The following is a 26,785-nucleotide window of genomic DNA, read 5'->3' on the forward strand; positions in this document are numbered from 1 at the left end:
GATATGGATGTTTAAAAAGTCCGGTTAAGATAACCTTCGCATGTCGTCGTTGCATTGCCAGTGCGGTACTCATGTAGGAAAACTACACTCCGTGTCCTCCTGGCAAATGCGCCTCGACCTGCTCGGTTCTCTTAATCCTCCTTTTTAAACTTTGATTGATATGGATGTTTAAAAGTCTGGTTAAGATAACCTTCGCATGTCGTCGTTGCATTGCCAGTGCGGTACTCATGTAGGAAAACTACACTCCGTGTCCTCCTGTCAAGTGCGCCTCGACCTGCTCGGTTCTCTTGATCCTCCTTTTTAAACTTACAGTGATATGAAAACAAACTAGGAGCATAGCTTCTAGTTTGTACTTATTTAAGTATTGGGGGATGAAATATGAACGTTTTAGTAATTGGCCGCGGTGGGCGTGAGCATGCTTTAGCTTGGAAGTTTGCACAATCTACAAAAGTGAAAAAGGTGTATGTAGCACCAGGTAATGAAGGTATGCGAGATGTTGCAACGCCAGTTGATATTGATGAAAATGATTTTGATGCATTAGTTTTATTTGCTAAAGAGAATCATGTAGAATTAACTTTCGTTGGACCAGAAATTCCACTTATGAATGGAATCGTTGATCGTTTTAAAGAAGAGGGGCTTCGCGTATTTGGTCCGAATAAAGCGGCTGCTGTTATTGAAGGTAGTAAAGCTTTTACGAAAGAATTGATGAAAAAGTATAATATTCCAACTGCGGCATATGAAACTTTTACAGATTATGAAGAAGCAGTACAGTACATTCAAAAAGTTGGTGCACCAATCGTTATTAAAGCGGATGGCCTAGCTGCTGGTAAAGGTGTAACAGTAGCGATGACGCTTGAAGAAGCATTACAAGCTACGAAAGAAATGCTACAAGATGTAAAGTTCGGCGAAGCAAGTAAGAAGGTTGTTATTGAAGAGTTTTTAGATGGACAAGAATTTTCATTAATGGCATTTGTGAATGGAACAAATGTGCATCCGATGGTAATCGCGCAAGACCATAAACGAGCTTTTGATGGAGATAAAGGTCCAAATACAGGTGGAATGGGTGCATACTCTCCAGTACCACAAATTCCGGAATCAGCAGTTCAAGAGGCGATAAAAAACGTATTGCATCCAACTGCTAAAGCGATGATTGCAGAAAATCGATCGTTTACAGGGATTTTATATGCGGGACTTATTTTAACAAATGATGGTCCAAAGGTAATTGAGTTTAATGCTCGCTTTGGTGATCCTGAAACGGAAGTTGTATTACCACGCCTAGAAAATGATTTAGTTGATGTATGTAACGCTGTATTAGATGAGAGTGAACTAACGTTACAATGGTCAGAAGAAGCAGTTATTGGCGTTGTACTTGCTTCGAAAGGATATCCAGAAGTATATAAAAAAGGTGATAGTATTAATGGGTTAGATGCATTGCAAGATGTAATTGTTTTCCATGCAGGTACAGCGATGAAGCATGGTGATTTTGTAACAAACGGTGGTCGTGTACTATTTGTTGCTTGTAAGGCGAATAGTTTACAAGAAGCGAAAGATAAGGTGTATAAAGAAATCGGTAAAATTGAGAGTGATGGTCTATTTTACCGAAGTGATATAGGATATCGTGCAATTGGGCATGAGATGATGAGAAGCTAATATGTAAAAATCTCGCTGAGAAATCAGCGAGATTTTTTATACATCTTTATCTTTTTTTAATTTACCTTTTTGCTTTGCCATTTCTCGAAGTAAATACTCGATGTGTGCATTGACGCTACGAAACTCATCATTCGCCCATTTTTCGATGACTGCGTGTAATTCAGGATCAATACGTAATGGAAAGCTTTTCTTTTTAGCCATAATGATTTACAACCTTTTAGTATAGGCTTCCTGTATTAATAACTGGTTGCGCACCTTTGTCTGAAACGATGGCAACTAATAAGTTGTTCACCATATTTGCTTTACGCTCGTCATCTAGTTCTAGTACGCCTTCCTCATCTAACATATGGATTGAATCTTTTGCCATCTTCACAGCACCTTCAACAATCTCTTTTCTAGCAGCTAATACTGCTTTTGCTTGTTGACGTTGTAGCATTGCATGGGCAATTTCTGTTGCGTAAGCTAAATGTGTTAAACGAGTTTCTAATACTTCTACACCAGCGATTTCAAGGCGTGCTTCTAACTCACGTTTTAATTCTTCAGAGATTTCTTCAGTATTTCCGCGTAATGTAACGCAGGTTTCATCTTGGAAATTGTCATAAGGATATTTCGTTGCAACGTGGCGGATTGCCGTTTCACTTTGAATTTCTACAAATCGATCATAATGTTCAACGCCGAACATTGCTTTTGCAGAATCAACAACTTTATATACGATAACAGCTGCAATTTCAATTGGGTTTCCGTCGACATCATTTACTTTTAATTTCTTACTATTAAAGTTTTCAACACGTAACGATACAGTTTGACGGAACGCGAACGGAATCGTTAAAAATAAACCGTTTTGACGAATTGTTCCTAAATAATTACCGAAAAACGTAATGACTTTTGCTTGGTTTGGTTGAACAATACCAATACCTGTAGCAAGAACTGCGGCTAAAACAATAGTTAATGCTGCTCCTATAAAAATTTCTTGCACGAAGAAAAATACACCGATAGCGGCTAAAATCAAAATTCCAATAATCCCAAGAAAACCATTAACATAAAATACTTGTTTTTCTTTCATATGATCGCCTCCTGATATAAAAATGATATCACTTTTATATCATTTTAAGCAAGAGATTTACACCTAATTTTCTGAATTTTATTGATTATGTATATTTTAATGTTTGAAATGAGAATGTACGTTCTGTTTTATGGTAAAATAAAGAAGACTTAACCGCCCACTGCAGCAGCTAAGTCCCTTTGAGAGCATCTTGCATCGTGACAAATGATTCAAAGCGGTTTTGCCAGGATTATATCTTCAATCGCTGACTCAATCTCTTTGTCAGAAGCGTCATAACTTCCATTTGACTGTGGTTTGTCATGATTGGAAGTTTGGTTCACTTCTTCTTTAGTATGTCCCTTTTCAGCAAAATTCATGCTAGGCATTTTAAATGCCCCCATGTTCATGTATTTTCCGAATTTCCACATTTCAACAATAGGGCAGAAACGAACAATTCCCTCTGCAACTTTCATTGCACCAATCCATAGCAAAATGTTAGACCAAGTGCACCAAGGTTTGCGCACGAGTTTCGTTGCACTACAACCGAAGAGGACAAGTCCGAGTGTAATTCGAATTAGGGCATTTATTGTACCGATATTTTGCTTCATTAGAAAAACACTCCTTTTTATGAAAGTTGAAATAGATAATACTATTTCTCTTATTAGTATCCCGTTTGATTTTGGGGATATGTAATCCAACATTTGACGTGGAAAAAGATGTTGGATTGTGCGTGTGTGTAAGTAGCTTTTTTTGTTATAATGAAAGAATGCATAAAAGGAAGTTCAAAATTAAATCCTCTCGTTTAAAAAATGTGGAAGAGGGGATTCCAAACTTAATTCTCCGCTTTAAACAAATATTTAAGGTGAACTTAAAAAATCCTAATGAAAATAAACTGTTATTTTAAACAGAAATATATAAAACTTGAGAAAAGAAAGGGTGTTTTCATGTACGATATTTCCGGATGGAAACATGTATTTAAGCTTGATCCGAATAAGGAATTAAGTGACGAACATTTAGAAATGATTTGTGAGTCTGGAACAGATGCTGTTATTGTAGGCGGAAGTGATGGAGTGACAATTGATAATGTACTACACATGCTAGTTAGCATTCGTAGATATGCAGTTCCTTGTGTGCTAGAGGTTTCTGATGTAGAAGCAATTACACCAGGATTCGATTTTTATTATATCCCAAGTGTTTTAAATAGCCGAAAGGTAGAATGGGTAACAGGCGTTCATCATGAGGCTTTGAAAGAATTTGGGGATATTATGGATTGGGACGAAATTTTCATGGAAGGGTATTGTGTTTTAAATCCTGAAGCGAAGGTAGCCCAGCTTACAGATGCAAAGTGTGATGTAACAGAAGATGATGTAATTGCATACGCGCGTTTAGCAGACAAGCTATTACGTTTACCGATATTTTATTTAGAATATAGCGGTACGTATGGAGATGTTGAACTTGTTAAAAATGTAAAAGCACAATTGAAACAAGCTAAGTTATATTATGGCGGTGGTATTTCTAATGCTGAACAGGCGAAGGAAATGGCGCAGCATGCTGATACAGTAGTTGTTGGAAATATTATTTATGATGATATAAAAGCAGCGTTAAAAACGGTTAAAGCAGTAAAAGGAGAGTAGGTGCAGGCGTATATGAGTATGACAGATAGACTATTGAATGGTTTAAATCCGCAGCAACAAAAAGCAGTACAAGCAACGAACGGACCACTTCTATTAATGGCAGGCGCAGGTAGTGGTAAAACACGTGTGTTAACACATCGTATTGCGTATTTACTTGGTGAAAAAGGAGTAGCACCATGGAACGTACTAGCTATTACCTTTACAAATAAAGCGGCTCGTGAAATGCGCGAGCGTATTGATACACTTGTCGGACCAGAAGCTGAAGATATTTGGATTTCTACGTTCCACTCTATGTGTGTACGTATTTTACGACGTGATATCGATCGCATTGGTATTAATCGTAACTTTACAATTTTAGATTCAGGTGATCAGTTAACTGTAGTCAAAAAAATTATGAAAGAGCGCAATATTGATCCGAAGAAATTTGAGCCGCGCTCTATTTTAGCTGGTATTAGTAATGCGAAAAATGAATTGTTATCTGCGGATAAATATGCAAAGAAAATTACAATTGCTGATCCATATGAAAAATTAACGAGCGATGTATATACAGAATATCAAAAACGTCTTTTGAAAAATAACTCACTAGACTTTGATGATTTAATTATGACGACGATTCAACTATTTGAACGTGTTCCAGAAGTACTAGAGTTTTATCAGCGTAAATTCCAGTATATTCACGTGGATGAGTATCAAGATACGAACAAAGCGCAGTACCTTCTTGTTAAACATTTGGCAGCACGTTTTAAAAATTTATGTGTTGTAGGTGACTCAGATCAGTCAATTTATCGCTGGCGTGGTGCGGACATTTCTAACATTTTGTCATTCGAAAAAGACTATGAGAATGCGCAAGTCATTCTGTTAGAACAAAATTATCGTTCGTCACAAAATATTTTAAATGCAGCGAATGCTGTTATTGAAAGAAATACGAATCGTAAACCGAAGAAATTATGGACAGATAATGAAGTTGGAAGCAAAATCTCTTACTATCGTGCTGCAACGGAAAAGGACGAAGCATACTTTGTTGCGAAAAAAATTCGCGACGATATTCAAATGGGAAAACGAAAATATACTGATTTTGCGGTGTTATATCGTACAAATGCGCAGTCTCGTATGGTCGAGGAGATTTTCCTGAAATCTAATATTCCTTACAAAATTGTCGGCGGTACGAAGTTCTACGACCGTAAAGAGATTAAAGACATTTTGGCGTATTTACGCTTAATTGGGAATCCAGATGATGAGATTAGTTTCGCACGTATTATTAACGTGCCAAAGCGCGGAATTGGTGCGACTTCTATCGATAAAATTATTAATTACGGTGTACAAAATGGAATTTCATTAACAGCTGTATTCGATGAGATTGAGCATGTTGGAGTAAGTGCAAAGGTTACAAAGGCAGTAAAAGAATTCGCAGGTTTATTACACAACTGGGTAAATATGCAAGAGTATTTATCTGTTACAGAATTGGTAGAAGAAGTTATTGAAAAAACCGGCTATCGCGACATGTTGAAAAACGAGCGTACTTTAGAAGCGGAAGGTCGTCTAGAGAACTTAGATGAGTTTTTATCTGTTACGCAAACATTTGAATCTCAAAGCGAAGATAAGAGCCTTGTTGCATTCTTAACAGACTTAGCACTTGTTGCAGATATTGATCGTGTAGATGAAGACCCAACTGCTGGTGAGGAAGTTATTTTAATGACGATGCACTCAGCGAAAGGATTAGAATTCCCAGTTGTTTTTATTGTTGGTTTAGAGGAAGGAATATTCCCGCATACTCGTTCTCTAATGGAAGAAGATGAAATGCAAGAAGAGCGTCGTCTTGCTTATGTAGGTATTACTCGTGCAGAAGAAGAATTGTATTTATCCAATGCACAAATGCGTACATTATTTGGTAGAACAAGTATGAATGCCGCATCTCGATTCATTACAGAAATCCCGACAGAACTAGTGGAATCATTAAATGAAACAGCGCCGAAGCGTGAAACTTCGTTTGGTGCAAAAGGAAGAACGGTAAGTAGCAGTAAAACGACAACTACAACACGTTCTCGCTCAGCTTTCGCGCGTCCTACAGCTAAGACGACAGGCGGCGAACAAATCGGCTGGGCAGTAGGCGATAAAGCTTCCCACCAAAAATGGGGAATCGGTACAGTTGTAAGTGTAAAAGGTGAAGGTGATGCAAAAGAATTAGATATTGCATTCCCAAGCCCAATTGGTGTTAAACGTTTGTTAGCAAAATTTGCACCTGTGACGAAACAATAGGAAAGGAATGAGGATATGTCAAAAGAGATAGCAAAAAAACGTATAGAAGAACTACGTGATTTGTTAAATACATTTAACTATCAATATCACGTGTTAGACAATCCTTCTGTTTCTGATGCGGAGTATGACCGTAATATGCAGGAGCTTATAAAATTAGAAGCAGAGAACCCAGAGTTTATGAGTGAAGATTCTCCCTCCGTTCGCGTTGGGGGAACGGTTCTTGATATATTTGAAAAAGTAACACACAAGTCACCGATGTTAAGTTTAGGAAATGCATTTAACGAAGGAGATTTACGTGATTTTGACCGACGAGTACGTCAAGGAATTGATGATGCGAATGTAAGATATATATGCGAATTAAAAATTGACGGACTTGCTGTTTCACTTCATTATGAAAAAGGACGCTTCATTCAAGGGGCAACACGTGGTGATGGTGTAACAGGTGAAGATATTACTCAAAATTTAAAAACGATTAAAGCAATCCCGCTTCGTTTAAATGAAGAAGTAACGTTAGAAGCACGAGGCGAAGCTTATATGCCGAAGCGTTCATTCGTTAAGTTAAATGAAGAAAAAGAGCAAAATGGTGAAGATGTATTTGCAAACCCGCGTAATGCGGCAGCAGGTTCAATCCGCCAACTTGATCCGAAAATTGCAGCCAAGCGTAACTTATCTATGTTTGTATACGGTCTTGCGAATGTAGAAGAAAAAACAATCCCATCACATAGTGAATCGCTTGATTTCTTAGGTGAACTTGGATTCAAAACAAATCCAAATCGACGCACATGTGAAACAATTGAAGAAGTTATAGCTTATGTAGAAGAATGGCAAGAAAAACGTCCGCATCTTGATTATGAGATTGATGGGATCGTTATAAAAGTAGATGATGTTGCTCTTCAAGAAAGTCTAGGCACTACAGCAAAGAGTCCAAGATGGGCAATTGCTTATAAATTCCCAGCTGAAGAAGTTGTAACAAGATTAACAGGCATCGAATTAAGTGTTGGTCGTACAGGGGTTGTAACACCGACTGCAGAGCTAGAGCCAGTGCGAGTGGCTGGTACGATCGTTCGTCGTGCTTCTTTACATAACGAAGATTTAATTCGTGAAAAAGATATTCGAATTGGTGACTACGTTGTTGTGAAGAAGGCTGGAGATATTATTCCTGAAGTTGTGAATGTTATTTTCGATAAGCGTACTGGTGAGGAAGAAGAATATCATATGCCAACGCATTGCCCAGCATGTGAGAGTGAATTAGTTCGTTTAGAAGAAGAGGTAGCACTTCGTTGTATAAATCCAACTTGTCCTGCTCAAATTCGAGAAGGGTTAATCCATTTCGTTTCAAGAAATGCAATGAATATTGATGGACTTGGAGAACGTGTCATTACACAACTCTTTGAGGCAGATTATATTCGTACATTTGCTGATTTATATTCGTTGACGAAAGAGCAATTATTACAGCTAGAACGATTTGGAGAAAAATCAGCAACGAATTTAGTACAAGCAATTGAGAATTCTAAAGAAAACTCATTAGAGCGATTATTATTCGGTCTTGGTATTCGCCATGTCGGAGCGAAAGCAGCACGTACATTTGCAGAGCATTTCGAAACGATGGATGCGCTTGTGAAGGCAACGGAAGAAGAACTAAAAGCAATTAATGAAATTGGTGAAAAAATGGCTCAATCCGTAGTAACGTATTTCGATAATGAAGACGTATTAGAGTTATTACAACAATTTAAAGAATACGGCGTGAACATGACATATAAAGGCATGAAAATTGCTGATTTACAAAACGTTGAGTCGTACTTCGCAGGAAAAACTGTCGTTTTAACAGGGAAATTAGAAGTTATGGGACGTAGTGAAGCGAAGAAGAAGATTGAGGCATTAGGTGGAAAAGTAACAGGAAGTGTTAGTAAAAGTACGGATTTAGTTGTTGCAGGTGAAGCGGCAGGTTCGAAATTAGCACAAGCGGAGAAACATAATGTCGAGGTTTGGAATGAAGAGAGGTTCTTACAAGAGCTAAATAAGTAAGAGGTGCAAACTTACCATGAAAAAAATAGCATTAGCGGTATTAAGCCTTGGCCTACTTGTAAGTGGGTGTAGTGCAGGTGCCGACAAAGATGAAAAAGTGGTTGAGAAATCGGGGAAAGCAAAAGAGCAAGCAATCGTCCCGAATTACTCTATTTCGGATGAATATTATAAGACGACTATTCCATTTGAGGGAGGAAACGCACGTGGCTTAGTTGTGCAAGGAGTAAGTAATCGCCTTGATATAGATGAATTTGAAACAGGATTAATGCGTATTGCGAAAGAATCATTTAGTACGAAAGATAATGTTTTAAAAGGCGGAAAATCCCTAAAAACTCAGGATATACAGATGCTTGTTAAAAGAAAGCGTACAGATGCAGAACAAAAGGAACTAGAAGATACACTAAAAAAAGATGCGGTTAAATTCCCGAACATAGGGTTAAATCCTACATTAGGTACAGGATCCGAATCACTAGAAGTGAAAAATAAAAAAAATCCAATATATATTTCAAATATTTTAGAGCATGATTATTATGTGAACAAAGGCGAAAAAAATGAGCGTAGCGGCATTGTAGTTGGATTAGCGATGAATTCGGTTCATTATTATGAGGAAGAGCATGGTTATCCGCGTGAGGCTGCAATTTCGAATGAAAAGATGTTAGCTGAAGGGAAAAAAATGGTGCCAGAAATCTTGAAAGTTATGCATCAACAAGATCCTGAGACAAAAAACCTTCCGATAACATTTGCGATTTATCGTCAGGCTCCAAAGTCTTCGCTCGTACCAGGTAACTTTGTTTCTTATGCGAATGTCGAAAAAGGCAGTGAAACAGTTGAGGATTGGAAACAAATTAATGAGAAGTATTATTTGTTCCCATCTGAACAAGCGAAAACAGATAATAAACGTGAAGACTTGGCGAGAGTATCAAACTTCAAGGCAAAATTAAGTGATTATTTCCAAGGTGACTATACAGCTGTTATCGGTACTGGTATGTATAGAGACGATGAATTAAGAGAAATAAAGCTTGATATTCCTGTCCAGTTTAATGGAAAAGCAGAAATAATTGGCTTTACACAATATGTAGCCGGGCTTGTTATGGAATACTTCCCGAATTATATGAAAGTACAAGTAACGATTAAATCTGTAGAGCGTCCAGAAGCAATTATTATACGTGAAGCGAAGCAAGATGAACCGTATGTGAAAATTTTAGATTAAATAGAAGGGCCGTTCCTTTATGGAACGGCTTTTTTTCTTGGGTAATTTTGTTATAATTTAAAATGTTATAAATAATGGGGTAAGGGGTAAAGCGCATGGACGAATTAAGTTTTCAAGTCATTATTTTATTAATTGCATTCGGTTTTTTAGCAGCTTTTATTGATTCAGTTGTTGGCGGTGGAGGATTAATTTCGCTTCCGGCACTTATGTTTGTTGGTTTACCACCAGCTTCAGCAATTGCAACGAATAAATTAGCTGCAACGATGGGGACGTTTACGAGTGCGATTTACTTTATTCGATCGGGAAAGGTCGATTTTAAAATTGTAGGAAAGTTAATCCCGTTAACTGTTATAGGGGCAGTAGCAGGTGCTTTAGTAGTAAAGTTTATTCCTTCAGATATTTTACGTCCGTTAGTGCTTGTGATGTTGGTGTTTATTGCCATTTATATTATTGCGAAAAAAGATTGGGGAAGTGTGTCTACCTATAAGAAGATGACGAAAAGAAAAACATTAATATTTTTCTTTGTTATTTTAATGATAGGTTTTTACGATGGATTTTTTGGACCAGGGACAGGATCCTTTTTAATTTTTGCATTTTTATTAATTGGTTTGGATTTTATTCAAGCGGCTGCATCTGGAAAACTTTTAAACTTTGTTAGTAATATCGTATCGTTAATCACTTTTTTATTTTTAGACGTAATTCATTTTGAATACGGTATTATTATGGGATTATCAATGATTTTGGGCGCTTATTTTGGATCGAAGTTTGCAGTTCAAAAAGGTGTTGGATATGTAAGGACTTTATTTTTGTTAGTAACTATTTTATTGATTAGCAAAAACATTTTGGAATATACTCATATCTTGTAGAGTTATACATTTGTATAACTCTGTTTTTTTATTATATTTTAAAAATTAATTAATTTTTAAAATATAAGTCTAGGAATATTTGAATAAATCTAAATTATCGTGTAGAATAATGTTGTAAAATGTAAACGTTTTTCTAAGGGGAGGCTAAAAGGATGGTAGTAGCATACAAACATGAGCCATTTACAGATTTTTCAGTGGAGGCTAACAAATTAGCGTTTGAAGAAGGTTTAAAGAAAGTAGAATCTTATCTTGGACAAGACTATCCATTAATTATTGGGGGAGAAAAAATCACTACAGAAGACAAAATTGTTTCTGTAAACCCTGCAAATAAAGAGGAACTTGTTGGTCGTGTTTCAAAAGCAAGCCGTGAGTTAGCTGAAAAAGCAATGCAAGTAGCGGATGAAACATTCCAAACTTGGAGAAAATCAAAGCCAGAAATGCGTGCAGACATTTTATTCCGCGCTGCAGCAATCGTTCGTCGCAGAAAACATGAATTCTCTGCTATTCTTGTAAAGGAAGCAGGTAAACCATGGAATGAGGCAGATGCTGATACAGCAGAAGCAATCGACTTTATGGAATATTATGGTCGTCAAATGTTAAAATTAAAAGACGGTATTCCAGTAGAAAGCCGTCCAATTGAATATAATCGTTTCTCTTACATTCCATTAGGAGTAGGTGTTATCATTTCTCCTTGGAATTTCCCATTCGCAATTATGGCAGGTATGACAACAGCTGCTTTAGTTTCTGGTAACACAGTATTACTAAAACCAGCTAGTACAACTCCTGTAGTAGCAGCGAAATTCATGGAAGTATTAGAAGAGGCTGGCTTACCAGCTGGCGTAGTAAACTTCGTTCCAGGTAATGGTTCTGAAGTTGGTGATTACTTAGTAGATCACCCTCGTACACGTTTCGTGAGCTTCACTGGATCTCGTGATGTAGGTATCCGTATTTATGAGCGCGCAGCGAAAGTAAACCCAGGCCAAATTTGGTTAAAACGCGTTATCGCTGAAATGGGTGGTAAAGATACAATCGTTGTTGATAAAGAAGCAGATCTTGAATTAGCAGCTAAATCTATCGTTGCATCAGCATTCGGATTCTCAGGACAAAAATGTTCTGCATGTTCTCGTGCAGTAATCCATGAAGACGTATACGATCACGTATTAAATCGTGCTGTTGAATTAACAAAAGAATTAACAGTTGCTAACCCAGCTGTATTAGGTACAAACATGGGTCCTGTTAATGACCAAGCTGCATTCGATAAAGTAATGAGCTATGTTGCAATTGGTAAAGAAGAAGGTAGAATCTTAGCAGGTGGCGAAGGAGACGATTCTAAAGGCTGGTTCATCCAACCAACAATCGTTGCGGATGTTGCAGAAGATGCTCGCTTAATGAAAGAAGAAATCTTCGGACCAGTAGTAGCATTCTGTAAAGCAAAAGACTTTGACCATGCACTTGCAATTGCAAACAATACAGAATACGGTTTAACGGGAGCAGTTATCTCTAACAACCGTGACCATATTGAAAAAGCACGTGAAGACTTCCACGTAGGTAACTTATACTTCAACCGTGGATGTACTGGTGCAATCGTAGGATACCAACCATTCGGTGGCTTTAACATGTCTGGTACAGACTCTAAAGCTGGTGGCCCTGACTACTTAGCACTTCACATGCAAGCAAAAACTACTTCTGAAACTTTATAAGAAATAGTAGAAGAGATCTTCGCAGTCTGCGAAGATCTCTTTTTTTTGAAAAAATTTTTATATGTGGATTAACATAGTAATCAGTAGAAAAACTAATAAAGTAATAAGGTTTACTTCAGCAAAATGAGGTATATTTATATTTGCTGAATAGATTCTCTTTAAAGATAAGAAAAGTAGGTGAACAAAGTGGGAAAATATCAATTGGATTACAAAGGCCAGGTAGCTGTCGCAAAGTTTCATGAAAAACAGACGCCTGTCAAATTTGATAAAAAGCAACAAATTGAAAAATTGCGTGCGGAGTATTTGAAAAAGAAACAAAAACAAACAGATAAATAATAGGAGAAACTAGTTAATTTGAATTAAAAAACACTTACCATATATTACCGCTCGGTAAGTGGAACTAGCTAAACCCTATTAATACCGGGATAAACATGTAAATAGAAATAAAACAACGAGAAAAGTTGACTTATTAGTCACATTTTTTTGTATTCATTTTAAGGATTTCCTGTATAATACAATTTGAAAGAAAATCTATGGTTTGACAAGAAACACTCTTTTCGGTTTTGCTCACTGAAGAGAGTGTTTTTTTGTAGCTAAAAACTCCTCTGTACTCATTACATTTGCATATATGCCATTTAAACTAGCTAAAATTGTGTTATGGATATAAACGGCTGGTATAGTAGCATTCTTAAAAGAAAGGTCTTTTGTAGCACAAGCATCATGTATAACAGTACATTGCAAGCCGAAATCAAAGGCAGCCCTTACGGTAGCATCAATACACATATGAGTCATCATCCCGCATATGACGACGTGTTCAATAGCTAAACGTTGCAATTGCTTTAGAAGATCAGTTTCGCGAAAACTATTTGGATAATGCTTGAGTATAACCGTTTCTTCTCTAAGTGGGCGTACGCTTTCATGAATATGTACACCTTCTGTATTGGGTAGGAAAAAAGTAGCGTCCTCTTTTATTGCTACATGTTGGATATGAAAAATAGGTTCGTTTTTCTTTCTAAAGAGCTGTAGTAGCCGACGGGCATATGCGCTTGCTTCGAATGGATTACGTAATTCCATTTTGCCGTGTGGAAAATAATCATTTTGAATATCAACGAGTAAAAGAGCTGTTTTCATATATTTATCTTCCTCCGATTTCATATTCAAATAATGGTATTCAATTAGTAGAGAAGATTATCCTTTAAAAAAATATGCAAGAGGAGAATTTTACATAACTTTAAAGATTACTATTATTTATTGAATTTTTCATCTGAAAATTTCAATAAATAAATAATTAATATTTTTCTAAAAAATGTATTGACTCTTATTATTCTGAGTTCTATAATGAGAATTAATTAAACGACAATTAAATCGATACATTCTTATCCAGAGAGGTGGAGGGACTGGCCCTACGATACCTCAGCAACGGGTTTTTTTAATACCGTGCTAACTCCAGCAAGCCTATGAAAGGCTTGGAAGATGAGAAGATGTGAACGAGTACATATAAGTGCTCTCCTTCTTATCTTTATGGTTGATAAGAAGGAGAGCACTTTTTATTTTACCTCGAGAGCTCTACTTCAAGTTTTTACAGCATATAGGAGGGGAAAAAATGATTTCTTTTAATAATGTAAGTAAAGTATATGAATCAGGTGGGCAATCTGTTCATGCGGTGGAGGATGTAACGTTATCAGTTGAGAAAGGCGAAATTTTTGGCATTATTGGTTTTAGTGGCGCTGGAAAGAGTACGTTATTACGCCTAGTAAACATGTTAGAGAGACCAACAGCAGGAACGATTTCAATAGATGATAAAGAGATTACATCATTATCGACGAAAGAATTACGGAAGCTAAGACAAAGAATCGGGATGATTTTTCAAAGCTTTAATTTATTTAATTCAAGAACAGTATTTGGGAATATTGCTTATCCATTAAAGTTAGCAAAAGTACCAAAGAATGAGATAAAAGAAAGAGTAAATGAATTGCTGAAGTTTGTAGGGTTAGAAGATAAAGCAAACAATTACCCAGAGCAGCTATCAGGCGGACAAAAGCAGCGTGTTGGTATTGCTAGAGCACTTGCAACATCACCAGATATTCTTATATGTGACGAGGCAACATCAGCTTTAGATCCAGAAACAACGACAGAAATTCTAAACTTATTAAAGAAAGTAAATCGAGAATATAATTTAACAATTCTTCTTATTACACATGAAATGCATGTTGTGAAAGAAATTTGTCACCGTGTAGCTGTAATGGAGAAAGGAAAAGTTATTGAAGAAGGAAAACTGTTTGATGTTTTCACGCAACCAAAAACAAAGACGACTCAAAACTTTGTACGTTCTGTTATTAATGATCATTTACCGGAAAGTGTTTTAGCAAAAATTCAAAATGGTGGTCAGATTTATCGTCTAACATTTACTGGTGAGGAGACAGGACAGCCGGTACTATCATATATCGCAAAAAACTATAATGTTGATGTAAATGTATTGTACGGAAATATTATTGAACTTCAAAATGTGCTATTTGGAAATCTTCTTGTAGAATTGCAAGGCGAACAGAGGGAAATTCAAAAAGCATTACAACATCTAAGACTGCAAGTGCAACTGAAGGAGGTGGAAGCTCATGCGAGTTGATTGGAGTATATTTTGGCCGCGCATACTAGATGCGACGGGGGATACCCTCTTAATGGTAATTGTCACCCTTATATTTGCTACAATTCTTGGTATACCTCTGGGTTTACTTTTATATGTAACGAGAAAAGGAAATTTTTTAGAAAATAAATGGGTCTTTTCTATTCTTAATATCATTATTAATACAATTCGTCCAATTCCATTCATTATTTTCTTAGTAGCTTTAAGTCCACTAACAAGAAGTGTTATCGGAACGACAATTGGAACGGCAGCAGCAATTTTCCCAATGACGTTAGTTGCATCAATTGGTATTGCAAGAATGGTTGAAACAAATCTTGTTTCTGTTCCGAAGGGAGTAATTGAAGCAGCGCAAGCGATGGGTGCTTCACCAATTAGAATTGTTTTTGAAATTCTTGTGCCAGAAGCGTTAGCACCATTAATTTTAGGTGTTACATTTATGACAGTTGGTTTAATTGAATTTTCTGCAGTTGCTGGGCTTGTCGGTGGTGGCGGTCTTGGTGACTTAGCAATGACATATGGTTATCAACGTTTTGATACATCGGTTATGTTCGTAACGGTCGTTTTACTTATTATTCTCGTACAGGTAGCTCAAAACTTAGGAAACTACTTTGCGAAAGTCTTTTTACGCAGATCATAAAAAGGAAGAGGGGAAAAGAAAATGAAGAAAATTTTAGCATTTGCATTATCAGCGATTGTAGGGGTTTCAGCATTAAGCGGCTGCTCAAGTGGAGACACAGGGGCAGGAGCGAAAGAAAAAGTAGTTCGCGTCGGTGTAACTGGAACGGATGGAGACGCTTGGGAAATTTTGAAGAAGAAAGCTGAAAAAGAAGGAATTAAAATTAAACTGGTTGAGTTCTCTGATTACACAACGCCAAATAAAGCGTTAGCTGATGGAGATATTGAATTAAATTCATTCCAGCATATTGCATTCTTAGAACAATTTAAAAAGGAGCATAAGTTAGATATTACAGCTGTTGGTACAACGCAAATTGCACCAATGGGTTTATACTCTGAAAAACATAAGAAAGCAAATGAAATTCCAGATGGTTCAGAAATTGCGATTCCCAATGATCCAACGAACCAAGCGCGTGCATTAAAACTTCTTGATGCAGCTGGATTATTAAAGCTTAAGAAAGACTTTGGCTTATTCGGAGATCCAAGCGGCATTGCTGAAAATCCGAAGAAGTTAAAAATTACACCGGTTATCGCACAGCAAACACCTCGTGTATTAAAAGATGTTGCAGCTTCAGTTATTAATAACGGTGTTGCTGGTCAAGCTGGATTAGATCCAGCTAAGGATCCAATTTTCTTAGAAGATCCAAAGAATGAAAATGCGAAGCCATATATTAATATTTTCGCAGCTCGTACGAAAGATAAAGATGATCCAACACTGAAAAAAGTAATTGAACTATATCATTCAAAAGAAGTAACAGATGCAATTAAGAAAGAAACAAATGATGGTTCCATTTCAGTAGATCTTTCACTTGATGAGCTTGAAAAAATCGTAAAATAGTGATTGGGTTGAATGGACTAACAGAAGGAACCCCTCCGCTGTTAGTTCGTTCAACATATAATCTACTTAACAAACAAAACAAATCCTAATTCTGTACCTTCCAATTCTGTATAACATAGAATCCAATGTTTGTTAAGTAGAGTAATGGACCAGGAGTTTTCCTGGTCTTTTTTTATGAATGAAAGTAGCTAGCGAATAGTAAGGTAATCCAAATTATAATAGGATAAGAAAATAAGCTGAAAGCGAGTGTAATTAAGAATTTATTTTTATGAATTAAGTGTTTTTGGGATGAAAAAAAGAAAATAGAAAAGATGGCAATGAAAGCTGCGGATATTACGCCAGGGTTATAGGAACGGTAAATGAAAAACAAAATAATATGTTGAACAGAGTTGAAGAAAATTGCCCCTTGTATAAAAATAATCCAGTATATAGAAGGCAAGATGTTTAGTTGATATAGAAAGACGATAAGTAAAACAAAGAGAGTCAATATAGAAATAGCAATGGAAAATTGTTGACTAGTTATAAAAGTAATTGAAAATTGATTAGCAAGATATTGTGGCATTTGGAAAAATTCTTCAAGGTTATGAATGAAAAATAAAAAGGGAATAAGCCAAAGCATAATAGTGGGAATTTTTTTTGACAACTTACATCACTCCAATATGGAGATAGAAAGCCTAGAAAGGCCCTCTATCCAGAGATATTCATTCAATTATAATACTTTTTAAATTATCTTTATGATGCCCTTGTTCTTTTGGATAAGCAGCAAGTTCCTTTTGTAAAATATTTAGTATTTGCTTAGCTGATTGCTGGATTGGGGCAGGTAACTCTTCTAATATATGCATACCGACTTTTATTTTTGTACGGATGACCTTCCTTAGTAGTTCTTCATGCATGTACGACACCTCCAAACCGAATGTTAAGTACATCATCTTCAAACTTAGCCCCTCGAATAGAAAGGTACGTTAATGTTTTGGGCAATGTGATATTTCGTTTCACAGAACCAGCACGAATGATAAGCTCATCACCTTTTTGATTTAATGCAAGTTCACTTTTGTTAGAGAAGGGAATGGACAGAACGAAAATATACTCATCGCCATCTTTTTTTACATATTGAGTGCGACCGTTAAATTTTACTTCAGTAGGACAATGATCAGTTTTAAATAAAGCATCTCCTACGCGTTCTAACATAGGTAAACCAACAACTTCTTGTTCAAACATTGGAGCTTCGTAAATAGGAAGTGGATCAAAACTATCTTGAATTAATGTTTTATATTTCTTTTGGGTATCTTTCCATGCTTGAAAATAAGGATCGGTGACAGTGTTAGGAATGACACGGTTGATCATAACGGCATCTACGTTATAATCGTATAAATTTAAATACGTAAAGCTGCGCTGTGCTTCTTTAATGACCATTTTTTCAGGATTTACAACGATGCGGATACTTGTTACGTCTCGGTTTGATAAAATGTCTCTCATTTCCCCGAGCTGTTCAAGTGTACTTGTTAATTCGCCCATAATATCATCGGTTGGAAGGGGGACACCAAGAAGTGGTTGAGCTACAGGGCGAACAACCTTTAAAACTTTTCTTTTAATAGGAAAGAGTTTTTCCATCCACCAGCCGAGCATGTCTGGAAAGCTGAGCATTGCTAATGTTTCTCCTGTTGGAGCACAATCAATGATAATAACGTCATATGTGCTTTGTTTATAATAATCGAGCACGCGAAGTAAGCTAATTAAATCTTCCATACCAGGAAACATCGTTAACTCTTCTGTTGTAATATCATCAGCTGCTTTGGAAGTGAAGAGTAGTGTAATATATTTCTGTAACTTTCCCCAGCCCTTTTCCATTTCATAAATTGTATTAATTTCTTGTGCCCACAAATTTTTACGAATTTCTAATGGCTCAGAACATAGCTTTATACCAAATGAATCTCCTAAACTATGAGCCGGATCTGTACTCATTACTAAAGTTTTTAATCCTTGTTTTGCGCTTTGAAGTGCAGTTGCTGCTGAAATGCTAGTTTTTCCTACGCCGCCTTTACCTGTATACAAAATAATTCTCATCATTCATATCCCCCTTGTTTCGAGTATCGAATATTACGAGTGACGAAATAAATGATTGAATAAAAACCCAACTAGGGTTTTATTCAATCGGAATGTTTTTCATTTTAGGTGTAGAAACTTTTTCTTCTGTTTTTTGTTGTGACGTAGCAATGTGATTCATAATCTTTTGGAAGATTTGTAGTAAAAATGTTTTTTCTTCTTCAGATAATGCTTCTGTCACTATGTTAAAGTAATGGGCTGCATTTTGTTTTACTTCTTGAACGAGCATTACGCCGTTTTCTGTTAAACGAATTAATACAATGCGTCGATCGTTTTCATCACGGTACCTTTCAATATATCCTTTTTTTACAAGGCGATTTACAACCCCCGTCGTTGTACTCATTGGTATATCAAGAAGATCAGCGATTTTTGTCATTGTAATATCTGTATTTCGCTCCATCCAAAGTAAACAAAATACTTCAGTTTTAGAAAGTGTTAAATCTAGGCTTACCCATTCTTCAGGATAGAAAAGTTTCTTGGCGTTATCTAGCAGTAAGTCTAAAAAATGTTCATATTGCAACAATTAATTCCACTCCCGTATATTTCGAGGTTCGTAATATTTGTTTTTAGTTTATGTGGGATTGAAATAAATGTCAATCATTTTAACTGTTTTTTCTAATTAGTCGGAAAAATAACGTTGAGCAGTATTTTTTATGCTAGATTTATAAATTTAAAATTAGAATTTACATAAAAGTACATCGTGGTAAATATACTTATCTATAATGGATGTACAGCTAACGAGGGGGAGAATGATGAGAAGACGTAATACGCAAGCGTTCACGTTTTTAGCATGGACTTCATTTGTTTGTGCGCTTTCAGGTATGCTAATTGGGATTTATACGTTAGATGAAACGCTTAGTGTAAAAGGATACTATTTAATTGGAACATTATTTTTAACGATGTCTTGTTTTGTATTACAAAAAACAATTCGTGATAATGAAGAAGATAACGAGAGATTTCCGAAAAATAAACCGTTAGATAAAGAGTAAATCGTAAAGAAAGGCGTTTGCCTTTCTTTTTTTATGTAAAAATGCCGTAAGTGCCGTGTGTTGACTTGCTTGAAGTACTGAAAATTTGGTATCATCAATAGTATTGTAGATTGAACGATATATTATGGAGGTGGCCTAGCCGTGTCAAGAATTTCCGTTGAGAATGTAAAGCACGTAGCACATTTAGCACGTCTTGCAATTACAGATCAAGAAGCAGAAAAATTTCAAAAACAACTAGATGCAATTGTTACATTTGCAGAACAGTTAAATGAATTAGATACAACAGATGTAAAACCAACAACTCATGTATTAACTATGAAAAATGTTATGCGTGAAGATGTACCAGAAAAAGGTTTACCAGTCGAAGAAGTATTAAAAAATGCACCGGATCACAAAGATAACCAAATCCGTGTTCCAGCAGTATTAGAATAGAGGAGGGGAATTTCGATGTCATTATTTGATCATTCAGTATCAGAGTTACATAAGAAATTAAACAACAAAGAAATTTCCGTTACGGATTTAGTAGAAGAATCTTACAAACGTATTGCGGATGTTGAAGATAACGTGAAAGCTTTTCTTACATTAGATGAAGAAAATGCACGCGCAAAAGCGAAAGAATTAGATGCAAAAATCGGCGCTGAAGATAATGGTTTATTATTCGGTATGCCAATTGGTGTAAAAGATAACATTGTAACTAACGGTCTTCGTACAACTTGTGCGAGCAAAATGTTAGCAAACTTTGATCCAATTTATGATGCGACAGTTGTGCAAAAGCTAAAAGCTGCTGACACAATTACAATCGGTAAATTAAACATGGACGAGTTCGCAATGGGTTCTTCAAATGAAAACTCAGGTTTCTACGCTACGAAAAATCCATGGAACTTAGATTACGTTCCAGGCGGATCTAGTGGTGGTTCTGCAGCAGCTGTAGCAGCAGGAGAAGTATTATTCTCTCTAGGTTCTGATACGGGTGGTTCTATCCGTCAGCCAGCTGCATATTGCGGTGTTGTAGGTTTAAAACCAACTTACGGACGTGTATCTCGTTACGGATTAGTAGCATTCGCATCTTCACTTGACCAAATCGGACCGATTACACGTACAGTAGAAGACAATGCATACTTATTACAAGCTATTTCAGGTATCGACCGTATGGATGCAACTTCTGCAAACGTTGAAGTAGGAAACTACTTAGCTGGTTTAACAGGCGACGTTAAAGGTTTACGTATTGCTGTACCGAAAGAATACTTAGGAGAAGGTGTTGGCGAAGAAGCTCGTGAGTCAGTACTAGCTGCTTTAAAAGTATTAGAAGGTATGGGCGCAACTTGGGAGGAAGTATCTCTTCCACACTCTAAATACGCTCTAGCAACGTATTACTTATTATCTTCTTCTGAAGCATCTGCTAACCTTTCACGCTTTGACGGTGTACGTTACGGTGTTCGTTCTGATAATGTAAATAATTTATTAGACCTTTACAAAAACACACGTAGCGAAGGTTTCGGTGATGAAGTAAAACGCCGTATTATGCTTGGTACATTTGCACTTAGCTCTGGTTACTATGATGCATACTACAAAAAAGCACAACAAGTACGTACATTAATTAAAAACGACTTTGAAAATGTATTTGCTAACTACGATGTTATTATTGGACCAACAACGCCAACTCCGGCATTTAAAGTGGGCGAAAAAGTTGATGATCCAATGACAATGTATGCAAACGACATTTTAACAATCCCAGTAAACTTAGCGGGTGTCCCAGCGATTTCTGTTCCATGTGGATTCGGTGCTAACAACATGCCACTTGGTCTACAAATCATTGGTAAACACTTCGATGAAGCGACAATTTACCGCGTTGCACATGCGTTTGAGCAAGCAACAGACTATCATACAAAAAAAGCAAGTCTGTAAGGAGGCGAGCATAGATGAATTTAGAAACAATTATTGGTTTAGAGGTTCACGTTGAGTTAAAAACAAATTCGAAAATTTTCTCTGCGAGTCCAACAGAATTCGGAGCAGAGCCAAATACACAAACAAGTGTAATTGACTTAGGATACCCAGGGGTACTTCCTACTTTAAATAAAGAAGCAGTTAACTTTGCAATGAAAGCTGCAATGGCATTAAACTGTGAAATCGCAACGGAAACGAAGTTCGACCGTAAAAACTATTTCTACCCAGATAATCCGAAAGCTTACCAAATTTCTCAATTTGATAAGCCAATTGGTGAAAATGGCTGGATTGAAATCGAAGTAGACGGTAAAAAGAAACGTATCGGTATTACACGTCTTCATTTAGAAGAAGATGCTGGTAAATCAACGCATACAGCTGATGGTTCATTAGTAGACTACAACCGTCAAGGTATGCCTTTAATCGAGATCGTGTCTGAGCCAGATATGCGTACACCTGAAGAAGCATATGCATACTTAGAGAAGTTAAAATCAATCATTCAATACACTGGCGTATCTGATTGTAAGATGGAAGAAGGTTCCTTGCGTTGTGATGCGAACATTTCTCTTCGTCCAGTTGGACAAGAGAAGTTCGGTACAAAAGCAGAACTGAAAAACTTAAACTCATTCACTTACGTACAAAAAGGTCTTGAGCACGAGCAAGTGCGTCAAGAAAAAGAATTATTATCTGGTGGTATCATCCAACAAGAAACGCGTCGTTATGATGAAGCAACGAAGAAAACAATCTTAATGCGTGTGAAAGAAGGATCTGATGATTACCGTTACTTCCCAGAACCAGACTTAGTTGAACTTTACATCGACGATGAGTGGAAAGAAGCAGTTCGCGCTTCTATTCCAGAACTTCCAGATGCACGTAAAGCTCGCTACGTTGCAGAATTAGGCTTACCAGCTTATGATGCACACGTATTAACATTAACGAAAGAAATGTCTGATTTCTTTGAAGCAACTGTTGCAGACGGTGCTGATGCGAAATTAACATCAAACTGGTTAATGGGTGAAGTACTTGCATACTTAAACAAACAACAAAAAGAATTAAAAGATGTTGCATTAACGCCTGCTGGTTTATCTAAAATGGTTCAATTAATTGAAAAAGGTACAATTTCTTCTAAAATTGCGAAGAAGGTATTTAACGAATTAATTGAAAAAGGTGGAGACCCAGAGGAAATCGTTAAAGCGAAAGGCCTTGTTCAAATTTCTGACGAGGGTACACTTCGTAAAGTTGTAACAGAAATTCTTGATAATAATGAGCAATCTATCGAAGACTTTAAAAACGGTAAAGACCGTGCGATTGGATTCTTAGTTGGTCAAATTATGAAAGCTACAAAAGGACAAGCAAATCCACCGCTTGTTAACAAAATCTTACTTGAAGAGATTAATAAGCGATAATAGTAGTAACTTTTAAAGATTAAGCAGAAAAACACCCGTACATGGGTGTTTTTCTAGGTTAATCAAACGTTTGTTTAAATGAGAGAAAATCATTTAAACAAACGTTTGATTAACTGTCAAAAGTGGAAAAATGTTTGTATAGCAACTATGGTATGATAGTTGCAAAAAGGTGGGAATAATGATAAATCTAGACATAGAGGTTTTTTTCATCTCATGAAATAATAGATAATTATTATTCGTTATATGTAAATTGTTGTGAGGAAATAGATGGACATAAATTTTTTTGTCAAATAAAACAAAACCATTGAAATGAATATTTACTTTTGATGGGCTACACGAATCGGGTTCTTACTGCCTGTTTGAGCGAGATAAAAGAAGGATAGGAAGATGAGAGGAGGTAGGCATGGGAATACTGGATAGAAGTTCGGTATGTTCTTTTTCGATATATAAAGAAATTTCCTGTGCTAATAAATGATGAAGCGAGCAAGAATTATTTATAATCCTACTTCTGGGCGTGAGCTATTTAAGAAGAGTTTACCAGAAGTATTACAAAAATTAGAACAAGCTGGGTATGAAGCATCTTGTCATGCGACAACGGGTCCTGGAGACGCAACTGTGGCGGCGAGGCAAGCTGCGGATCGTAAATTTGATGTTGTTATCGCAGCTGGTGGTGACGGCACGTTAAATGAAGTGGTGAACGGTTTAGTAGGGCATGAACATCGTCCAAAGTTTGGAATTATTCCGGTTGGAACGACTAATGACTTTGCACGTGCAATCGGTGTACCTCGTTCTATTGAAGAGGCAGCTGATATTATTTGTGAAGGGAAAACTGTGCCATTAGACCTTGGTAGAGCAAACGATACATATTTTATTAACATCGCTGGTGGCGGTCGTATTACAGAATTAACATATGAAGTACCGAGTAAGCTAAAGACAGTATTAGGACAACTTGCTTATTATTTAAAAGGTATCGAAATGTTACCGTCATTACATCCAACATATGTTGAAATTGAGTATGATGGAAAATTACTACAAGAAGAAATTACGATGTTTTTAATTACAAATACTCGTTCAGTGGGTGGCTTTGAAAAGGTAGCACCATATGCATCAATTAACGACGGATTATTTGATTTATTAGTGCTGAAAAAAGGGTCTATTGCTGACTTAATTAAGGCAGCAACACAAGCGCAGCGTGGTGAACATATTAACAATCCAAAAGTATTGTACACACAAGCGAACCGAATTAAAGTACATTCACCAGATAAACTAATGATTAATTTAGACGGTGAATATGGTGGAGATGCACCGATGGAATTCGAAAATATATATCATTGTCTGGAACTATTTGTTCCTGAACATCAAGAGGATGCCCTGTAAAGGCATCCTTTTTATTATATAGAAGGATTGTAAATTGGAAGTTAGTTTGATTTTCATGGTATTTTTACAATTCGTTTATTTTATATCCATACTTTATTGATACACTGGAGGAGATAAGAGACGAGAGGTAGGGTGTGCTATGGAGAAGATAAAAGCAATACTATTTGATAAAGATGGGACATTAATGGATTTTCATTCAATTTGGATAAAAGTAGCTGAAGAACTTGTGGCGGAATGTATAAATTTATATGAACTGCCAAAGTCAATGCAGCCTACTTTATTAAAAGAAATCGGCGTGGATGGGGTGTTTGTGAACCCTCGTAGCGCGATAGCAGCAGGAACGAGCCTTGATGTTGCAAAGGGGCTTTGTAAGTATATTACGTCATCTAAAGAACAGGAGATGCATGAGTGGGTAAGTGAAAAATTATTTTCGCTTATGTACGAGCATCGTTCCTATATGAAAATGACGGCGGATTTACCGAGAATTTTACAAGGTTTAAAGGATAGAGGATTTATTTTAGGTGTTGTCACGGCGGATGATTTCGCACCAACAGAATTATTTTTAAAACAGTATCAATTAGAGTCTTTTTTTGATTATATTGTAGCTTCAGATACGTTTCCGGCACAAAAACCAGATAAAAGAATTGTAGAATCCTTTTGTGAGAGGTTTCATTTAGATGCATGTGAAGTAGCGGTCGTTGGGGATACACCGACCGATTTATATTTAGCAAAAAATGGAGGAGATTGTTATGCAATTGGAGTACTATCTGGTACAGGAGATCGTCAAACATTAGAGCCACTTGCGGATTTAGTAGTACAATCTGTTGGGGACTTTATTTCTCATTCAGGTGAGTTTATTTGGGAACAAGGAAAGTCTAATGTGTAAGAAAAATAAGTCTATAAAGACTCTTAATGAGTCTTTATAGACTTATTTTTTATGGCGAAATAGAAGGTGTGTAGGATGAATACTGAAAAAGAATGTTGGCATACATTTTGCAATGAAAAGAGAAAACAATGTAAAGAAAAGGATGGGATACGTAATGAATACAAAAAAATTTGCTAAAGTAAATGAACAAATTCCTGGACCGAAAGCAGCGGCTTTACTAGAACGCCGTCAAAATATAGTACCAAAAGGAGTAAGTAACGGCATCCCAACGTTTGTACAATCTGCAAATGGTGCTCTTGTAATAGATGTTGATGGCAATCAGTACATTGATTTTGCTGGAGCGATAGGAACAATTAACGTAGGGCATTGTCACCCAGCTGTTAAAGAAGCACTCCATAAACAAGTAGATCAATACATTCATACTGGATTTAATGTCATGATGTATGAGCCATATATTGAATTAGCGGAAAAACTTGCGGTATTAGCGCCAGGAGGTTTTGATAAGCAAGTACTATTTTTAAATAGTGGTGCAGAAGCAGTTGAGAATGCGGTGAAAATCGCTCGTAAATATACAAAAAGACCTGGTATTATTGCATTTTCTAAAGGTTTCCATGGACGCACATTAATGACAATGACGATGACAAGTAAAGTAAAACCATATAAATTTGGATTTGGCCCATTTGCTCCAGAAGTATATAAAGCGCCATTCCCGTACGAATATCGTCGCCCGGAAGGACTAACTGAAGAGCAGTACGATGACTTTATGATTGAAGAGTTTAAGAATTTCTTCATATCAGAAGTAGCGCCAGAAACGATTGCAGCCGTTGTAATGGAACCTGTTCAAGGGGAAGGCGGATTTATCGTCCCAAGTAAGAAGTTTGTGCAAGAAGTACGCAATATTTGTTCAGAGCACGGCATCTTATTTGTAGCGGATGAAATTCAAACTGGATTTAGCCGTACAGGAAAATATTTTGCCATTGATCATTATGATGTCGTTCCGGATTTAATCACGGTATCTAAATCATTAGGTGCTGGTGTACCGATTAGTGGTGTTATTGGGCGCAAGGAAATTATGAATGAGTCTGCACCAGGAGAACTTGGTGGAACGTATGCAGGAAGTCCGCTAGGATGTGCGGCAGCATTAGCAGTACTTGATGTAATAGAAAAAGAGAATTTAAATGATAGAGCGATAGAATTAGGAAAAGTCGTAATGAACCGATTCGAAGAGATGAAAAATAAATATAATTGCATCGGTGATGTGCGCGGTTTAGGAGCAATGTGTGCATTCGAGATCGTTCAAGACCGTAAGACGAAAGCACCTGATAAAACGTTAACAGCTAATTTGTGCGCAGAAGCAAACAAACGCGGTTTACTTCTACTATCAGCAGGAACATACGGTAATGTTATTCGTGTGCTAATGCCATTAGTGATTACAGATGAGCAACTTGAAGAAGGATTAACAATCATTGAAGAATCATTGCAAGTCTGTTATGAGAAAGCAAATATTGCTCGTGTTTAAAAGTTAAATAATAAAACAGCAAACATT

At 36.6% G+C, this 26,785-nt stretch carries 26 protein-coding genes and 1 riboswitch; of the genes, 18 read left to right on the forward strand and 8 right to left on the reverse strand.

Going from position 1 to position 26,785, the window contains the following annotated elements; all coding sequences use genetic code 11:
* Positions 1 to 378 precede the first annotated feature (378 nt).
* A complete protein-coding gene (gene purD / locus EKQ63_RS03395; protein WP_087951954.1) occupies positions 379 to 1,650 on the forward strand; it encodes a phosphoribosylamine--glycine ligase in 1,272 nt (423 codons plus the stop codon).
* Positions 1,651 to 1,686: 36 nt separating this feature from the next.
* Here the strand turns inward: purD and EKQ63_RS03400 are convergent, their stop codons facing one another.
* The 3 genes from EKQ63_RS03400 to EKQ63_RS03410 all read right to left on the reverse strand — a co-directional run bounded on the left by EKQ63_RS03400 (position 1,687) and on the right by EKQ63_RS03410 (position 3,300).
* Positions 1,687 to 1,851: a type II toxin-antitoxin system antitoxin gene (locus EKQ63_RS03400; protein WP_001085173.1), complete on the reverse strand. Its 165-nt coding sequence runs from the start codon at positions 1,849 to 1,851 to the stop codon at positions 1,687 to 1,689.
* A 16-nt stretch (positions 1,852 to 1,867) separates the two neighbouring features.
* Positions 1,868 to 2,713 (reverse strand): SPFH domain-containing protein, encoded by an 846-nt coding sequence (locus tag EKQ63_RS03405; RefSeq protein ID WP_071726239.1) that lies wholly within the window; start codon positions 2,711 to 2,713, stop codon positions 1,868 to 1,870.
* 209 nt (positions 2,714 to 2,922) lie between these two features.
* The gene (locus tag EKQ63_RS03410) at positions 2,923 to 3,300 is read right to left on the reverse strand and encodes a YgaP family membrane protein (RefSeq protein WP_087951955.1); all 378 of its coding nucleotides are present in this window, start codon (positions 3,298 to 3,300) and stop codon (positions 2,923 to 2,925) included.
* 336 nt (positions 3,301 to 3,636) lie between these two features.
* Here EKQ63_RS03410 and EKQ63_RS03420 point away from each other — a divergent pair, with 336 nt between their 5' ends.
* The 7 genes from EKQ63_RS03420 (at position 3,637) to EKQ63_RS29795 (ending at position 12,719) form a co-directional block, all read left to right on the forward strand.
* Positions 3,637 to 4,326, forward strand: coding sequence for a heptaprenylglyceryl phosphate synthase (locus tag EKQ63_RS03420; RefSeq protein ID WP_000272093.1), 690 nt, complete (start codon positions 3,637 to 3,639; stop codon positions 4,324 to 4,326).
* A 12-nt stretch (positions 4,327 to 4,338) separates the two neighbouring features.
* A complete protein-coding gene (gene pcrA, locus EKQ63_RS03425) occupies positions 4,339 to 6,582 on the forward strand; it encodes a DNA helicase PcrA (protein WP_140168488.1) in 2,244 nt (747 codons plus the stop codon).
* Positions 6,583 to 6,597: 15 nt separating this feature from the next.
* Positions 6,598 to 8,607 carry an NAD-dependent DNA ligase LigA gene (ligA, locus tag EKQ63_RS03430; protein WP_087951957.1) on the forward strand — a complete coding sequence of 670 codons (2,010 nt, stop codon included), beginning with the start codon at positions 6,598 to 6,600 and terminating at the stop codon, positions 8,605 to 8,607.
* A gap of 16 nt (positions 8,608 to 8,623) precedes the next feature.
* Positions 8,624 to 9,817: a CamS family sex pheromone protein gene (locus tag EKQ63_RS03435; RefSeq protein ID WP_087951958.1), complete on the forward strand. Its 1,194-nt coding sequence runs from the start codon at positions 8,624 to 8,626 to the stop codon at positions 9,815 to 9,817.
* A 95-nt stretch (positions 9,818 to 9,912) separates the two neighbouring features.
* Positions 9,913 to 10,683, forward strand: a complete 771-nt coding sequence (locus tag EKQ63_RS03440) for a TSUP family transporter (RefSeq protein ID WP_071726243.1) — start codon at positions 9,913 to 9,915, stop codon at positions 10,681 to 10,683.
* 152 nt (positions 10,684 to 10,835) lie between these two features.
* Positions 10,836 to 12,383: an L-glutamate gamma-semialdehyde dehydrogenase gene (gene pruA / locus EKQ63_RS03445; RefSeq protein WP_000259554.1), complete on the forward strand. Its 1,548-nt coding sequence runs from the start codon at positions 10,836 to 10,838 to the stop codon at positions 12,381 to 12,383.
* A 186-nt stretch (positions 12,384 to 12,569) separates the two neighbouring features.
* The gene (locus tag EKQ63_RS29795) at positions 12,570 to 12,719 is read left to right on the forward strand and encodes a hypothetical protein (protein ID WP_000521648.1); all 150 of its coding nucleotides are present in this window, start codon (positions 12,570 to 12,572) and stop codon (positions 12,717 to 12,719) included.
* Positions 12,720 to 12,950: 231 nt separating this feature from the next.
* Here the strand turns inward: EKQ63_RS29795 and EKQ63_RS03450 are convergent, their stop codons facing one another.
* Positions 12,951 to 13,514, reverse strand: a complete 564-nt coding sequence (locus EKQ63_RS03450; RefSeq protein WP_087994638.1) for a cysteine hydrolase family protein — start codon at positions 13,512 to 13,514, stop codon at positions 12,951 to 12,953.
* A 242-nt stretch (positions 13,515 to 13,756) separates the two neighbouring features.
* Positions 13,757 to 13,863: riboswitch (SAM riboswitch) on the forward strand.
* Positions 13,864 to 13,986: 123 nt separating this feature from the next.
* On the opposite strand from EKQ63_RS03450, the gene EKQ63_RS03455 reads away from it, so the two are divergent.
* From EKQ63_RS03455 to EKQ63_RS03465, 3 genes are read left to right on the forward strand one after another with little or no spacing between them, the layout of a single operon-like run.
* Entirely contained in the window at positions 13,987 to 15,006 is a 1,020-nt protein-coding gene (locus EKQ63_RS03455; protein WP_087951960.1) for a methionine ABC transporter ATP-binding protein, read from the forward strand.
* Positions 14,996 to 15,661, forward strand: coding sequence for a methionine ABC transporter permease (locus EKQ63_RS03460; protein WP_087951961.1), 666 nt, complete (start codon positions 14,996 to 14,998; stop codon positions 15,659 to 15,661). Before EKQ63_RS03455 ends, EKQ63_RS03460 begins: the two co-directional genes overlap by 11 nt.
* Positions 15,662 to 15,682: 21 nt before the next feature.
* Positions 15,683 to 16,537 carry a MetQ/NlpA family ABC transporter substrate-binding protein gene (locus EKQ63_RS03465; RefSeq protein WP_087951962.1) on the forward strand — a complete coding sequence of 285 codons (855 nt, stop codon included), beginning with the start codon at positions 15,683 to 15,685 and terminating at the stop codon, positions 16,535 to 16,537.
* A 172-nt stretch (positions 16,538 to 16,709) separates the two neighbouring features.
* On the opposite strand, the gene EKQ63_RS03470 is transcribed toward EKQ63_RS03465, so the two are convergent.
* The 4 genes from EKQ63_RS03470 to EKQ63_RS03485 form a co-directional block, all read right to left on the reverse strand.
* Positions 16,710 to 17,180, reverse strand: coding sequence for an HXXEE domain-containing protein (locus EKQ63_RS03470; RefSeq protein ID WP_087994636.1), 471 nt, complete (start codon positions 17,178 to 17,180; stop codon positions 16,710 to 16,712).
* A gap of 58 nt (positions 17,181 to 17,238) precedes the next feature.
* The gene (locus EKQ63_RS03475) at positions 17,239 to 17,430 is read right to left on the reverse strand and encodes a DUF3926 domain-containing protein (RefSeq protein WP_143880724.1); all 192 of its coding nucleotides are present in this window, start codon (positions 17,428 to 17,430) and stop codon (positions 17,239 to 17,241) included.
* The gene (locus EKQ63_RS03480; RefSeq protein ID WP_190240628.1) at positions 17,423 to 18,604 is read right to left on the reverse strand and encodes an ArsA family ATPase; all 1,182 of its coding nucleotides are present in this window, start codon (positions 18,602 to 18,604) and stop codon (positions 17,423 to 17,425) included. Before EKQ63_RS03480 ends, EKQ63_RS03475 begins: the two co-directional genes overlap by 8 nt.
* A 76-nt stretch (positions 18,605 to 18,680) precedes the next feature.
* Positions 18,681 to 19,163, reverse strand: coding sequence for a MarR family winged helix-turn-helix transcriptional regulator (locus tag EKQ63_RS03485; RefSeq protein WP_143880725.1), 483 nt, complete (start codon positions 19,161 to 19,163; stop codon positions 18,681 to 18,683).
* A 229-nt stretch (positions 19,164 to 19,392) separates the two neighbouring features.
* Between EKQ63_RS03485 and EKQ63_RS03490 the strand changes: the two genes are divergently transcribed.
* The 7 genes from EKQ63_RS03490 (at position 19,393) to gabT (ending at position 26,758) form a co-directional block, all read left to right on the forward strand.
* On the forward strand, positions 19,393 to 19,629 hold the full coding sequence (locus EKQ63_RS03490; protein ID WP_001254393.1) for a YiaA/YiaB family inner membrane protein: 237 nt from the start codon (positions 19,393 to 19,395) through the stop codon (positions 19,627 to 19,629).
* A 141-nt stretch (positions 19,630 to 19,770) separates the two neighbouring features.
* Positions 19,771 to 20,061 (forward strand): Asp-tRNA(Asn)/Glu-tRNA(Gln) amidotransferase subunit GatC, encoded by a 291-nt coding sequence (gene gatC / locus EKQ63_RS03495; RefSeq protein WP_000086999.1) that lies wholly within the window; start codon positions 19,771 to 19,773, stop codon positions 20,059 to 20,061.
* A 15-nt stretch (positions 20,062 to 20,076) separates the two neighbouring features.
* On the forward strand, positions 20,077 to 21,534 hold the full coding sequence (gene gatA, locus EKQ63_RS03500; protein WP_000051441.1) for an Asp-tRNA(Asn)/Glu-tRNA(Gln) amidotransferase subunit GatA: 1,458 nt from the start codon (positions 20,077 to 20,079) through the stop codon (positions 21,532 to 21,534).
* 14 nt (positions 21,535 to 21,548) lie between these two features.
* Positions 21,549 to 22,976, forward strand: coding sequence for an Asp-tRNA(Asn)/Glu-tRNA(Gln) amidotransferase subunit GatB (gene gatB / locus EKQ63_RS03505; RefSeq protein ID WP_001047685.1), 1,428 nt, complete (start codon positions 21,549 to 21,551; stop codon positions 22,974 to 22,976).
* A gap of 471 nt (positions 22,977 to 23,447) precedes the next feature.
* A complete protein-coding gene (locus EKQ63_RS03510; RefSeq protein ID WP_000977671.1) occupies positions 23,448 to 24,353 on the forward strand; it encodes a diacylglycerol kinase in 906 nt (301 codons plus the stop codon).
* A gap of 139 nt (positions 24,354 to 24,492) precedes the next feature.
* Complete coding sequence (locus EKQ63_RS03515) at positions 24,493 to 25,239, forward strand: HAD family hydrolase (protein ID WP_087964060.1); 747 nt, start codon at positions 24,493 to 24,495, stop codon at positions 25,237 to 25,239.
* Positions 25,240 to 25,393: 154 nt separating this feature from the next.
* On the forward strand, positions 25,394 to 26,758 hold the full coding sequence (gabT, locus tag EKQ63_RS03520; protein ID WP_087964061.1) for a 4-aminobutyrate--2-oxoglutarate transaminase: 1,365 nt from the start codon (positions 25,394 to 25,396) through the stop codon (positions 26,756 to 26,758).
* The last annotated feature ends 27 nt before the right edge of the window (positions 26,759 to 26,785 follow it).

It is taken from the genome of Bacillus sp. BD59S (assembly GCF_007363175.1).
GTDB lineage: Bacteria > Bacillota > Bacilli > Bacillales > Bacillaceae_G > Bacillus_A > Bacillus_A pacificus.